Origin of the sequence: Bradyrhizobium sp. (assembly GCF_035701725.1) — a bacterium.
Taxonomy (GTDB): Bacteria; Pseudomonadota; Alphaproteobacteria; order Rhizobiales; family Xanthobacteraceae; genus Bradyrhizobium.
Window position 1 is genome coordinate 1 of record NZ_DASSRP010000410.1, and the last position, 11,837, is coordinate 11,837.

13 protein-coding genes and 1 tRNA gene are annotated in these 11,837 nt (G+C 62.2%); 5 read left to right on the forward strand and 9 right to left on the reverse strand.

Annotated features, from left to right (window positions below; all coding sequences use genetic code 11):
- Window positions 1-150 precede the first annotated feature (150 nt).
- Together VFL62_RS24835 and VFL62_RS24840 are read right to left on the reverse strand one after the other, a co-directional pair.
- A tRNA-Gly gene (locus tag VFL62_RS24835) sits at window positions 151-225 on the reverse strand.
- A gap of 151 nt (window positions 226-376) precedes the next feature.
- The gene (locus VFL62_RS24840) at window positions 377-853 is read right to left on the reverse strand and encodes an SRPBCC family protein (protein ID WP_325175038.1); all 477 of its coding nucleotides are present in this window, start codon (window positions 851-853) and stop codon (window positions 377-379) included.
- A gap of 236 nt (window positions 854-1,089) precedes the next feature.
- On the opposite strand from VFL62_RS24840, the gene trxA reads away from it, so the two are divergent.
- Together trxA and VFL62_RS24850 are read left to right on the forward strand one after the other, a co-directional pair.
- Complete coding sequence (gene trxA / locus VFL62_RS24845; RefSeq protein WP_325175039.1) at window positions 1,090-2,004, forward strand: thioredoxin; 915 nt, start codon at window positions 1,090-1,092, stop codon at window positions 2,002-2,004.
- Window positions 2,005-2,153: 149 nt separating this feature from the next.
- Window positions 2,154-2,828, forward strand: a complete 675-nt coding sequence (locus VFL62_RS24850) for an LON peptidase substrate-binding domain-containing protein (protein WP_325175040.1) — start codon at window positions 2,154-2,156, stop codon at window positions 2,826-2,828.
- A gap of 10 nt (window positions 2,829-2,838) precedes the next feature.
- Here VFL62_RS24850 and VFL62_RS24855 read toward each other — a convergent pair whose 3' ends face one another.
- The 7 genes from VFL62_RS24855 to VFL62_RS24885 all read right to left on the reverse strand — a co-directional run bounded on the left by VFL62_RS24855 (window position 2,839) and on the right by VFL62_RS24885 (window position 9,348).
- Window positions 2,839-3,180: a hypothetical protein gene (locus VFL62_RS24855; RefSeq protein ID WP_325175041.1), complete on the reverse strand. Its 342-nt coding sequence runs from the start codon at window positions 3,178-3,180 to the stop codon at window positions 2,839-2,841.
- Between the two features lie 67 nt (window positions 3,181-3,247).
- The gene (locus VFL62_RS24860) at window positions 3,248-4,165 is read right to left on the reverse strand and encodes an FAD:protein FMN transferase (RefSeq protein WP_325175042.1); all 918 of its coding nucleotides are present in this window, start codon (window positions 4,163-4,165) and stop codon (window positions 3,248-3,250) included.
- Window positions 4,146-4,619, reverse strand: coding sequence for an FMN-binding protein (locus VFL62_RS24865; protein WP_325175043.1), 474 nt, complete (start codon window positions 4,617-4,619; stop codon window positions 4,146-4,148). The genes VFL62_RS24860 and VFL62_RS24865 overlap by 20 nt, the downstream gene beginning before the upstream one ends.
- A 53-nt stretch (window positions 4,620-4,672) precedes the next feature.
- Window positions 4,673-6,316, reverse strand: a complete 1,644-nt coding sequence (locus VFL62_RS24870) for a hypothetical protein (protein WP_325175044.1) — start codon at window positions 6,314-6,316, stop codon at window positions 4,673-4,675.
- A gap of 181 nt (window positions 6,317-6,497) precedes the next feature.
- Window positions 6,498-8,369, reverse strand: a complete 1,872-nt coding sequence (gene feoB, locus VFL62_RS24875) for a ferrous iron transporter B (RefSeq protein WP_325175045.1) — start codon at window positions 8,367-8,369, stop codon at window positions 6,498-6,500.
- Between the two features lie 155 nt (window positions 8,370-8,524).
- Window positions 8,525-8,806 (reverse strand): FeoA family protein, encoded by a 282-nt coding sequence (locus VFL62_RS24880; protein ID WP_325175046.1) that lies wholly within the window; start codon window positions 8,804-8,806, stop codon window positions 8,525-8,527.
- 191 nt (window positions 8,807-8,997) lie between these two features.
- Window positions 8,998-9,348, reverse strand: coding sequence for a hypothetical protein (locus tag VFL62_RS24885; protein WP_325175047.1), 351 nt, complete (start codon window positions 9,346-9,348; stop codon window positions 8,998-9,000).
- A gap of 95 nt (window positions 9,349-9,443) precedes the next feature.
- Here VFL62_RS24885 and VFL62_RS24890 point away from each other — a divergent pair, with 95 nt between their 5' ends.
- The 3 genes from VFL62_RS24890 to VFL62_RS24900 all read left to right on the forward strand — a co-directional run.
- Window positions 9,444-9,980 carry a TetR/AcrR family transcriptional regulator gene (locus VFL62_RS24890; RefSeq protein ID WP_325175048.1) on the forward strand — a complete coding sequence of 179 codons (537 nt, stop codon included), beginning with the start codon at window positions 9,444-9,446 and terminating at the stop codon, window positions 9,978-9,980.
- A gap of 315 nt (window positions 9,981-10,295) precedes the next feature.
- Window positions 10,296-11,090 carry a Flp pilus assembly protein CpaB gene (cpaB, locus tag VFL62_RS24895; RefSeq protein WP_325175049.1) on the forward strand — a complete coding sequence of 265 codons (795 nt, stop codon included), beginning with the start codon at window positions 10,296-10,298 and terminating at the stop codon, window positions 11,088-11,090.
- A 32-nt stretch (window positions 11,091-11,122) separates the two neighbouring features.
- Window positions 11,123-11,837: pilus assembly protein N-terminal domain-containing protein (locus tag VFL62_RS24900; protein ID WP_325175050.1), on the forward strand; the 715-nt coding region annotated here is incomplete at its 3' end.

The following is an 11,837-nucleotide window of genomic DNA, read 5'->3' on the forward strand; positions in this document are numbered from 1 at the left end:
GGCTCGCAAGCTTCATGCACTATGATCTTGGATACTTCGACCTGGAGCAGAAAACCTTGCAACCCCTCGACAACCCGTTCGGCACGAGGTTGTCACCCATGTCTTAGGTACGTTCCGTTACCCATGTCTCCGGGCCGGACAAAGAGAACCTGGAGCGGGCGAAGGGATTCGAACCCTCGACCCCGACCTTGGCAAGGTCGTGCTCTACCCCTGAGCTACACCCGCATCCTTAGGGAATGTCACCTTGACGTCACCGGCGACCGCAGACCTATGCCAAATGCCGACTGCGAATGCAACAGCCAGCAGCGATCAATCGCAAAAGGCTTAAAGGGCATGAAGTTGCAGCCGATTTGGCGAAATCGGTCGGAAATCGGCCTCAATACGCGCCTGAACCGGCTTCCCCGCGGAACCGGGCCGGGCCGACCTCCATCGACCGGCGCAGGCTTTCCAGCCATTTGCCGAACCAGCCCTGCAAGGTGTCGGCAATTTCATCGCGCCGGGCGACATCGCAGTCGAAATGGGCCCACCACTCGACAAAAGCACGATCGCCGTCGACGACCGGCGTCACCCGCAAGGTCGCTAGAAATCCCGTCATCGGCAGTGTCGGCGTCCCGCAAAATTCGTAGGTCTGCGAGCGCTCGACATCGGACTGCGCCAGCAAGCGCTGCCGGATTTGCCGTCCCTGATAGAGCACATTGCGTACGGCCCCGACGGTGTCGCCCGACTTGCCGTCCTCGATCCGGCTTTCGCCGGCACCACCGACCCAAACCGGATAGTTGTTGAAATCGCGGACGATTTTCCAGATGTCGCGGGCGGATTGCTCGAATACGGTGCTGTAATAGGCCTTCGCCATCATCACTCTCCTCATAAACCGGATGCTTCCGCCTTATCCGGCCGGCCCGGGCCGCGATCCACCCGATCTCCGATGGGCCCCGTTCCGGTACAAGACAGAGGGGCCAAATCCGGCAAAACCGATTGAAATTTGGGATCCAGCCGCCATCTGGGTTCTGAGAACAGCTGAACCGCCAAGCCCGGCCGTGCTAGTACGGGGCGAGCCGTGAAATCTGGCTGACATAGACGAGGAATGCCGTGACGATATTAGAGGGCAACGGAGCCGCGCCACAGGCCGCGCCCGATCTGATCAAGGAGACGACCACCCAGACTTTCGTCAAGGACGTCATCGAGGAGTCCAAGCGGCAGCCGGTGCTGATCGACTTCTGGGCGCCCTGGTGCGGTCCCTGCCGCCAGCTCACGCCGATCCTCGAAAAGGTCGTCCGCAATGCCAACGGCAAGGTCAAGCTCGTCAAGATGAACATCGACGAGCATCCGGCGATTCCCGGCCAGATGGGGATTCAGTCGATTCCCGCGGTGATTGCCTTCGTCAACGGCCAGCCGGCCGATGGATTCATGGGTGCGGTGCCGGAAAGCCAGGTCACTGCTTTCGTCAACAAGCTGACGGCGGGCATGCCGGGCGAGCCGAACATTGCCGATATCCTCAAGGAGGCCGAGACCCTGCTCGCCGAGGGCGATGCGTCGACGGCGGCCTCGATCTACGCCGAGGTGCTCGCCGCCGATGCGACCAACATCGCGGCGATGGCGGGGCTCGCCAAGTGCTATGCCACGACCGGCGCGATCGATCAGGCCAAGAAGACCCTGGCGATGGTTCCCGAATCCAAGCGCGGCGACGCCGCGGTCAAGGCGGTTCAGGCCGCGATCGATCTCGCTGAGCAGGCAAGCTCGCTCGGCCCGGTCGCCGAACTCGAACAGAAAGTCGCCGCAAATCCGCTCGATCATCAGGCGCGTTTTGATCTGGCGACCGCGCTCAACGCCGCCGGCAAGCGCGCGGAAGCGACAGCGCAATTGCTCGAAATCGTCAAACGTGACCGCAAGTGGAACGAGGATGGCGCCCGCAAACAGCTGGTGCAGTTCTTCGACGCATGGGGTGGCGCCGACGAGGCGACCGTCGAGGGACGAAAGCGCCTGTCGACGATCCTGTTTTCGTAAGCGCCGCGCGAGCGCCGACGACGCAAGGCGAGAGTGCAAGACGCTCAAACGGCGTGAGTTGATGCAGGTGTCCTTGTTTACGAAGCGGCACGAATGATGCGGACTTCTGATCCGTCACGCTAAGGCACGATTATGGGCTGGTGACCGTAATGCCGATCAATGCCGAATACCGCGGACCTTCCGACCTTCCCGAGATCATTCCGGTATTTCCGCTGCCCGGCGCGCTGTTGCTGCCGCGCGGGCAGATGCCGCTCAACATTTTCGAGCAGCGCTACCTTGCCATGGTCGACGACGCATTCCGCGACGGCCACCGCCTGATCGGAATGATCCAGCCCGACGTTTCGCACTCGCCCGACGAAGCGCATCCAAAGCTGTTTCAGGTCGGCTGCGTCGGGCGCATCACCCAGCTCGCCGAGTCCGGTGACGGCCGCTATATCCTCGAACTGACCGGCATAGCCCGCTTCAAGGTGGTCGAGGAGCAGAAGGTGCTGACCCAGTACCGGCAATGCAAGGTCGATTACTTTCCCTATATCGACGACTTCACCGCTCGCAAAGGCGAGGAAGCCGTCGACCGCGAGGCACTCCTGAAAGCGCTGACCGAATTTCTCGACGCCAACAATCTCAAGGTCGACTGGGAAGGCATCGAGAAAGCGCCCAATGAGGCGCTGGTCAACGCATTGGCGATGATGTCGCCCTATGGCCCACCGGAAAAGCAGGCGATGCTCGAAGCGCCGGATCTGAAGACGCGCGCCGAAATCCTGATCGCGGTGACCGAGATGGATCTCGCCAAGAAGCGCACCAGCAGCGATACCGGGCTGCAATAGCAAGCGCGGTCTAAGGCAGTTTGCGCCGGCCCCAGTAGATATGTAACGGAAACAGCAGCGCGAGCGACAATCCGGCCGCGATATGGATCCAGCTCATCCACGGCCGAAGCGTTTCCGATCCGAGATAATAGAGCCCGAAGGCGGTCGCGATCAGGATCGCGTTGAACGTCGCCATCGCCGAGCCGGAAATGCGATTTTTCCGGCTCCGCCAGGCGCGCAGCAGATGGACCGGGATCAGCGCGCCGAGCAGCAGCAGCATCAACATCGCGGTGCCGCCATGCACCATCAGAAGATAGGCGATGCTCTGCTGCCAAATCTCGTCGCTTGAAATGTCCTTTTGCCAATCGGCCACGAGCCAGCCAGCCCCGGTTATCAGCAGGACCGCAAGGGCTGCATAGATCGCGTATCGGAATGAGGAGCTAAGCCGCAAGGTGCACTGCGTTTTGCCAATCGGGGGAGATCTGGAGCTCGCCGTCCGCGGTGACCAGTAGCGCACTTGCGTTGCATTGCTCAAGCAGAGCGCCGGCGGCGGGTCCGGAAATCATGACGATTTTGGTCAATGCGTCGGCGATCATGCAGGACGAAGCCCTTACCGTCACGCCATCGATTGAATTGGCCGGCGTTTGACCGTGCGGATCGATGATCGCCGATACGGCGGTCTCCGATGACCGAAAGAGGTCGAACCGGCGCGCGGTGGACGCCAGCGCTTCGTCGGCGAAGTCGACGCGGCAGACGACGCGGCCGGGATCGCGGGGATGTCGGATGTAGGCCGATTGCAACTCCGCTCCACAAGCGGCGAGATCGCCCCCCGCGTTGACGAGGCCCCATGCCAGCGAGCCCGCTTGGCGAAGCGAGTCCAGCGCGCGATCGACGGCAAAACCTTTTGCGATCCCGCCGAGATCGATTCGCGCCTGGCGATCGCGGAAACGGACCATTTGCCCGTCGACCAGTTCGATCGCCTCGTGCACCGGCGGCGGCGGTGTTTGCGCGATCGCATCTGCGTCATGCTGCGGCAACAGTCCCATCGCCTGCAAGGCAGGCGCGACGGCAACGTTGAAGATACCGCCCGACCGACGATGCAGCTCAATGCTGGTTTTGAGAACTTGGAAGGTCCATGCGTGAACCCTGACCGGCCTATCGGCCGCGTCGCGATTGAGACGGCCGACGTCGCTGTCCGGATCGTGGAAGCTCATGAGCCGATGCACCATCGCGACCTGTTCGAACGCGGCATCGATCGCGCGGCCGAGTTCGGCTTGAGATGGTCCCGCCGCCTCGATTTCGACGAACGTCCCGAGCAGGGGCTTGGCGCGGCGCACCTTATTTGAGACGGCTGCCATAGGTCGCCAATATCCGCTTCACGCCTTCGGTGACATGCGTCGAAGACAGCGTCGCGCCCGCGATGTTCCTGATATCGCCGTTGATCTTGAGCGCACTGGCATTTGTCTTCCCGACAAATTGCGCCAGCCAGCTCGCGTTTCTGATCTCGCCGCCATAGGATTCACGATATTGCAGCACCTCGACATTGTGCACGGCACCGGCCGGCGTCAGCGCAACCGCGTAGTCGATGTAGAGATGCTTGCCGACGACGCGATCGAAAATGAAGAAGCCGACGGCGCGCCCGCCTGCTTCGGCTTTCCAGACCCGGCCAGGCTGGATTTCGCTGAAATGCGTGGCCGACGGAAAAGCCTGCTTCTGCGCTTCTTCGATCGATAGATATTGCATCGCATAGGCAGGAGACGCGCTCGCGGCAATCGCCGCGGCAGGTAGCGCGTATCGAATCCATTCCGTCATGTGTCACCCATCGAAGGTTGCCGCTCGTTGCAAGCGTCTGGCCGTTACTTGCTTCAGAAGAAGAATCCCACACCACCAAGAAAGGAATCTGACAATGCGCCGGCGAGGCTCTTGTCGATCACGTGTTGATATTCGGCTTTCAGAACGATTTTCGGTGAGGGGAAGACGGCAACGCCCGCAGTATGGAATTGGCGCTGGCCGGCTCCGGTCGGCGTGTTGAGGTCGGTGCCCGCAAATCCGCCGGTCTGCAGATTCATGTAGGTATAGTTGTAGAACGGCACCGCTTCCCATTCGCTGTTTAGGATGGTGCCCATCGGGATGTGATAGGCGACCTCGCCGGAATAGCCGAACATCGATTTTCCGACGTTGTCGGTTGGATCGCTGTCGTTGTTGGCGCGCAAGTTGGCGGGGTTGCCGAATTCGACCCGAACATATTCACCGCGCAATTCGAGTCCGGTGTCCGGAACACGGTAGCGGAATTCGGCATCAAACATCGCAAGGCTCGATTTGCCGAGGAAGTTGCCGAGATCGTCATGCGCGCCTCGCGGCGTGGTGTTCGGCGAATAATACGCGCTGACGCTGCCGCCGAAGCCGGGCACGAAGGTCGGCGTGAAATCGAGCCGGCCGGATACGGCGAGCGTGTTGGAAAGCTGCTGGAAGTCGCCGAGAGGCGGATTCGAGAATGCCAGCGCGTTGAGCCCGTCGATGCCCGGGAAATAGGCGGTGCCGGGCAGGGGCACCGTCCTAGCCGCGGTTCGATTGTCGAAGGAGTCGCCAAAGTCTTCATTCGTGGCGCTGAGCATCACCTGGTACTTCAGGTTTTCGTTGATCGTCCCGTAGACGCTGGTGCCTGGTACCTTCCAGGTCGATGGAATGATGCTGTTGTAAAGCTCCGGCCGGTTGACGCTGTAGAACTGCGTCGGCTCATGGTGCTGATTGATGTAGCCGATCGGGACCAGATCGATGCCGGGCGCGCGCCAGTTGAACTGATCGATGATCTTGAAATCGATCCAGAGCTGCTCGATTTCCGCGGTGCCATGCAGCTTGTCATCGTTGTCAAACCCGGAACCGGCATGCTCGAACTCGATTTCGGCGTTGAAGATGATGTTGTCGGTGATCGCATACGTCGGCAACAACACCATGCGTGCGGTATCGAAGCCGTTCTGCCATTGACCGTTGGCGGCAGGATTTTGCATCGTCCCGAACTTGACCTCGCCATAGGCGCCGATGCTGAGGCCGGCCACGGGTGAGGGAGCAACACCCAGGATCGGCAGATCGGACGGCGGGGTGGAAAGGTCGAGCGTCTTGGACTTCGGCGCCGGCCTGTCTTTCGGATCGGGCGGCGTCGGCGATGGCGCAGTGGCCACTTTGGCGCCCTTGTCCGCCTCCGGGGCTGCATTTTTCGCCGCCTTTCCGGCTTCGGTCGGCCGCTTCTTTTCGGTTGGCGCAACTGGCGCCGCCGGTACGGCGGTTTCGGCAACCCGCTTTTGCTTCAGCTCGGCCTCGAGCGACTGAATCCGTTTCTCCATCGCCTCCATCTTCTTCAGGACAGCCTCGTTGACCTCGCCGTCGGCGGCAAAGGCGCTGCCGCAGCCCGCGAGGGAGAGGACGGTTGCCGCAAGCAGCGTTTGTCGCTTCGATCGACCAAACCAGGGTGAGAACAATGAAGAGGAATGCAGAGAATGACCGCACGACATGAAGCCCCCAATCCGCGGAGATCAAGGGCTCCGCGAGTTCGCGGGCACTTAGTAATCACTGCAATTTATTTCGGGGATTCGAAAGTTGAGCGGCACGACTGGAATCGCTCTACTTTAGAATTAGAACAAAACTAAACAGGCGAACGGGCCTGAATAACGATCTGACGACGCCAGATGATCGTCAACCGGCGCCGAGCGCGACGGCGACATTGTAGGTGACCAGGCTCGCCGCGTAAGCGAGCACGAACATATAGGCGAACGTCAGCGCCATCCATTTCGTGCCGCCGGTCTCGCGCCGGATCACGGCCAGCGTCGAGGCGCATTGCGGGGCAAAGATATACCAGGCGAGCAGCGACAGCGCCGTGGCCAGGCTCCATTTGGTCGCCAGCACCTGCCCGATCTGGTCGGCCGCTTCCTTGCCGCCCTCGATGGCGTAGACCGTGCCGAGCGCCGCGACCGCGACCTCGCGCGCCGCCATGCCGGGAATCAGCGCCACCACGATCTGCCAGTTGAAGCCGAGCGGCGCAAACACCGGCGCCAGCGCATGGCCGATCATCGCCGCCAGGCTGTAGTTGATACCGGGGCCTTCGACGCCGGCCGGCGGCTGCGGAAACGACGCCAAAAACCAGATCAGCACCATCATCGAAAAGATCGTGGTGCCCGCGCGCACCAAGAACATCTTTGCCCGGGTGTAGATGCCGATCGCGATGCTCTTGAGGCGCGGCAATTTGTAGTCCGGCAACTCCAGCATGAACGGCGCAGGAGCATAATCGCGCAGCATGAAAAACTTGATCAGGAAGGAGACCAGCAGGGCGCTGGAGATGCCGGCTGCATAGAGGCCGAACATCACGAGTCCCCTGAGATTGACCCAGCCCCAGATCTGCTGGTCGGGGATGAACGCCGAGATGATCAGGGTGTAGACCGGAATTCGCGCCGAGCACGTCATCAGCGGCGCGATCAGGATCGTGGTCAGGCGGTCGCGGCGGTTGTCGATGACGCGGGTGGCCATGATGCCGGGAATCGCGCAGGCAAAGCTCGAGAGCAGCGGAATGAACGCGCGCCCGTGCAGCCCGGCGCCGCCCATGATGCGGTCCATCAAGAAGGCCGCGCGCGCCATGTAGCCGAAATCTTCCAAGAGCAGGATGAACAGGAAAATGATGATGATCTGCGGCAGGAACACGATGACGCTGCCGACGCCGGAGATCACGCCGTTCTGCAAGAAGCTTTGCAGTAGCCCGGCGGGCAGTGTGTCATGCACGAGCTGGCCGAGCGCGGCGAAACCATCCGACAGAAGCTCCATCAGCGGCTGCGCCCAGGCGAACACGGCCTGGAACATCACGAACAACACCAGGCCGAGAATCAGAAGCCCGGCGAGGGGGTGCAGCACCACGGCATCGATCCGGGCCGTCCAGGTGTCGGGCTTGGCGGGCAAGCTCACGGTTGCCGCGATGATCCGGTCGGCCTCGCGCTGGGTCGCTCGCAATTCCGTGACCGAAAGCGGCTTCCAGAGATTTTCTCGCGGCGGCTCGGAGGCTTGCAGCGCAATTTCGTCGGTCTTGCGCAAGAGATCGGCAATGCCGGCCTTGCGCACCGCAATTGACGTCACCACAGGAACACCCAGCATCTGCGACATGGCGGCGGCATCGACGCTGACGCCGCGCCGGGTCGCGATATCGAACATGTTGAGCACCAGCATCAACGGCCGGCCGGTCTGCTTGAGCTCAAGCAGCAGACGGATGGTTAGCCGCAGATTGGTGGAATCTGCCACGCACAGGACGAGATCCGGCGGATTTTCGCCGGCGGCGCGGCCCAGCACGAAATCCCGAGTGATTTCTTCGTCGGGGCTGCGGCCGCGCAGCGAATAAGTGCCGGGCAGGTCGACGATCGAGGCCTGCCGGCCGAGCGGGGTGACGAAAAAGCCCTCCTTGCGCTCGACCGTGACGCCTGGATAGTTCGCCACCTTCTGCCGGCTGCCCGTCAGCGCATTGAACAGCGACGTCTTGCCGCTGTTGGGCGTGCCCACCAGGGCCAAATGCAGCAACGGAGCTTCCATGAGTCCGTGAGTCCAGAACTCTGTACCGAAGTTCGCAACTATCGCGGCAGCCTCTGATGCGAACTTCGGGAATCAAAGGAGCTTTACAAATCTATCGTCTGCGGCGCGGCTCTCGATTTGACGTTCCTGTGTGAGATCGCGATTGGCCGCGCCGGTCAGGCCACGACGACGGCCATCGCCTCGCGCCGGCGCACCGCAACCGTGACGTTCTCGACGCGAATGGCGATCGGATCACGTCCGATGACGCCCTCGTGAAGCACCTCGACCCGGGCGCCTTCGACGAAGCCGAGCTCGATGAGCCGGCTTTCCAGCTCGAGCGCGGGCAGCGCCGAGTTAATGTCGTTGGCGTCAAGATGCTGGATCACGCCCGAATAGCCTCGCTTGGCGAGTCCAAGGCGCATCGCGGGCGGCGCGCTGTTTTGGCTGGTGATGGTCATGATCTGTATTTTCAATCGCGAGCGCGAAGGTCAAGCTGGGCAGCTTGAAACACATTGATCTTAGAGGAATTTTAAACTGGGAGACCGCTTGGAGACGAAATCGCCACCCAGTTAGCGAAACCAGCTTCGGTACGCCGACGCCAACCTGAGTTCATCGAGGGACGCCCGTTTTTTACGGTCCCAGTGACCCGCTAATAACCGATCGCCGCCATCACGACGACGGTGCCAAGCACCGCCCAGCCGAAGTGGCGACCGCGGAACACCCAGAAATTGGCCGCCATCCCGAAGGCGTACATCGCGCCCATCGTCACCACGATCCAGTGCCGAGCGGAGATCGAGGCGACCGAGGGCGCCGCCAGCAGCAACGCGCCGCCGCAGATCCACCCAACTGTGCCGATCTGCCAGCAAATCCGGATCAAGCTGCGCAGGCGAGGCGGCTCGATCGTCGCCCGGCGAAACACCCGGGTCTCGCCGAGGACGCCGTGGATCACGGCTGCGACAATCGCGCCGATCCCGGCCAGCCAGAGAAACAAATCGTGCATCGGAGGCCCTCCATACACAACTGTATGGAGTTTGCGCCGGGCCGCTGGCGCTGTCAATACACTGGTGTATGGTTGGCCCCCACGCGGGGCCCGCTATGGCAGACCAACTCTCGGCAAAGGACTGGCTGGATCAGGGGATCAGAACCCTTGCTCAGGAGGGTTTCGCGGCGCTCAAGGCAGAGCCCTTGGCCAAGGCGATGGGGGTTTCGCGGGGCAGTTTTTACTGGCACTTCGCCGACGTCGAAGCCTTCCACAGGGAAATTCTCAGGCTCTGGCGCGAGATCGCCGCGGAGCGGATCATCGACGACATCGAGGCCGCTGCCGGCAACGGCAATGCACTGGAACTGCTGCTATATCGGGTCTTCGGCGAGCGGCGGGCGCTCGAAAACGCGGTTCGCCGCTGGGCCGTGGTCGATCCGATGGCGCGGGCAGCGGTGCATGCGATCGACCGCCGGCGGCTGACCTATGTCGAGCGCCTCTTGGCCCACTCCGGGATTTCACGGGAGGTCGCCCGCGCCCGCGCCCGCATCCTCTATTGGTCCTATCTCGGCTTTGCCCTCTCGGATCGCACTTTGCCTCCGATCCAGCAGCAAACGATCGTGGCGGAGATGCTCCGGATGGCATTGGCGTAGGTCCGGTCGCTGGCCCGCAGCTTTTGTCGACATGGTGAGCAAACCGTAATCGTCCGTCGCCCCATAATCGGGCCGCCGCGCGCTGCAACAAGCCGGCCGGCAAAGAGCCTTCATTCGACGGCGCGACCAGGCGGCAGCCGCACCCCCGCGGACAATAACGTTGCGTTCACCATGCGGGACAAATCGGCGAGGGGGCGTGCGCAAAGGGAACGGGTTTCAAGTTCGCTTATACCTTTACCCCTTAGTCATCGCAGAACAGTGAGGCTTCAGCCTCAAACCGTTCAGTAGCTTTGTGCGTAACAGTAGATCCTGCGTATGAATATCGCCCGCATTGTCGTTCTGACCATTGCTCTCGGCGCCGGCGGTGTCGCGGCCTACCTGGCCAGCGGGACCGACAGCAGACCTCCGGCTCCGGTCGAGCCCGCCGCCCAGATCAAGACTGTCGACGTTCTGGTGGCAAAAGCCGATATCGGCCTCGGCCAGTCGCTGACCGCCAATGACATGATCTGGCAGACCTGGCCCGCCTCGACGGCGAGCACCAGCTTCATTCGCCGCAGCGACCGGCCGGACGCCGCCAATCAGATCGCAGGTTCGATCGCGCGCGCTCCCTTCGTCGCCGGCGAGCCGATCCGCGAAGCCAAGCTCGTGAAGGCCGATGGCTCCGGCTTCATGGCCGCGATCCTGCCCACCGGCTTCCGCGCCGTATCGACGGAGATCTCCGCCGAAACCGGCGCCGGTGGTTTCATTCTGCCCAACGACCACGTCGACGTCCTGCTGACGCGGCGGGAGAAGAATCCGATTCCATCCGGGCAAGATCTCGTGGTTTCGAAAATCGTCCTCACTAATATTCGCGTCCTCGCGATCGATCAGGCGCCGAAGGAGAAAGAGGGCACCAATACCCTCGTCGGCCGGACGGTCACGCTGGCATTGAAGCCGGAACAGACCGCGGTGCTCGCCGCCGCGCGCCAGGCCGGGACGTTGTCGCTCGCACTGCGCAGCATCGCCGACGTCAACCAGGTCGACGTCAGTTCGAACGATCAGGCGCAGCCGCCCGGCATCAATGTGATCCGCTACGGCGTCAACAACCCGCCCGCACCGGTCGTGAAATGACCGGAATGCTCAAGACCAGAAGGAAGAAGAATATGGCTCGCAGGGGAAGCCGGACGTCTATCCGCACCCAGTTGATCGGCGCGCTGTCCGCCTCGGTAGCCGCTTTCGCGCTGACGGCCGGCCCGACGCCGGCTGCCGCGGCGGATGGCGACACCGCTCCCGGACCCGCCATCATCAGCGTGCCGCCGTCTGCTACCCACACCGCCGACCCCGTCACCACCGCGAGCATCCCGCAGAAAGTCCGCTTTCTTGCGCTTGGTATCGGCAAATCGGCCATCATCGACCTGCCGCGCGACGTCAAGGACGTGCTGGTGGCAGATCCCAAGATCGCCAACGCCGTGATCCGCTCGCCGCAACGTGCTTACGTCATCGGCTCGGCTGTCGGCCAGACCAACGTCGTATTCTTCGACGCGGACGGCCAGCAAATCGCAGCCTACGACATTGCGATCAAGCGCGACCTCAACGGTGTTCGTGCGGCGTTGAAGCAATTATTGCCGGGAGCGGCTATCCAGGCCGAAGGCATCGGCGACAGCGTGATGTTGACGGGATCGGTGTCGACCCCGATCGAAGCGCAGCAGGCGGGCGATGTCGTCTCGCGTCTCGTCGGCAGCCCCGACAAAGTCCTCAACTCGATCGTGGTCAAAGGCCGCGATCAGGTGATGCTGAAGGTCACCGTCGCGGAAGTCCAACGCAGCATCATCAAGCAGCTTGGCATCGATCTTTCCGCCAGCATGAATTACGGCACCG

What these genes read in the sequence shown, in the direction of transcription:
- VFL62_RS24885 (WP_325175047.1), bottom strand. Translation starts at nt 9,348, where the DNA reads ATGCACGATTTGTTTCTCTGGCTGGCCGGGATCGGCGCGATTGTCGCA.
- VFL62_RS24840 (WP_325175038.1), bottom strand. Translation starts at nt 853, where the DNA reads ATGGCGAAGGCCTATTACAGCACCGTATTCGAGCAATCCGCCCGCGAC.
- feoB (WP_325175045.1), bottom strand. Translation starts at nt 8,369, where the DNA reads ATGGAAGCTCCGTTGCTGCATTTGGCCCTGGTGGGCACGCCCAACAGC.
- VFL62_RS24890 (WP_325175048.1), top strand. Translation starts at nt 9,444, where the DNA reads ATGGCAGACCAACTCTCGGCAAAGGACTGGCTGGATCAGGGGATCAGA.
- VFL62_RS24880 (WP_325175046.1), bottom strand. Translation starts at nt 8,806, where the DNA reads ATGACCATCACCAGCCAAAACAGCGCGCCGCCCGCGATGCGCCTTGGA.
- VFL62_RS24850 (WP_325175040.1), top strand. Translation starts at nt 2,154, where the DNA reads ATGCCGATCAATGCCGAATACCGCGGACCTTCCGACCTTCCCGAGATC.
- VFL62_RS24860 (WP_325175042.1), bottom strand. Translation starts at nt 4,165, where the DNA reads ATGGCAGCCGTCTCAAATAAGGTGCGCCGCGCCAAGCCCCTGCTCGGG.
- VFL62_RS24865 (WP_325175043.1), bottom strand. Translation starts at nt 4,619, where the DNA reads ATGACGGAATGGATTCGATACGCGCTACCTGCCGCGGCGATTGCCGCG.
- VFL62_RS24870 (WP_325175044.1), bottom strand. Translation starts at nt 6,316, where the DNA reads ATGTCGTGCGGTCATTCTCTGCATTCCTCTTCATTGTTCTCACCCTGG.
- cpaB (WP_325175049.1), top strand. Translation starts at nt 10,296, where the DNA reads ATGAATATCGCCCGCATTGTCGTTCTGACCATTGCTCTCGGCGCCGGC.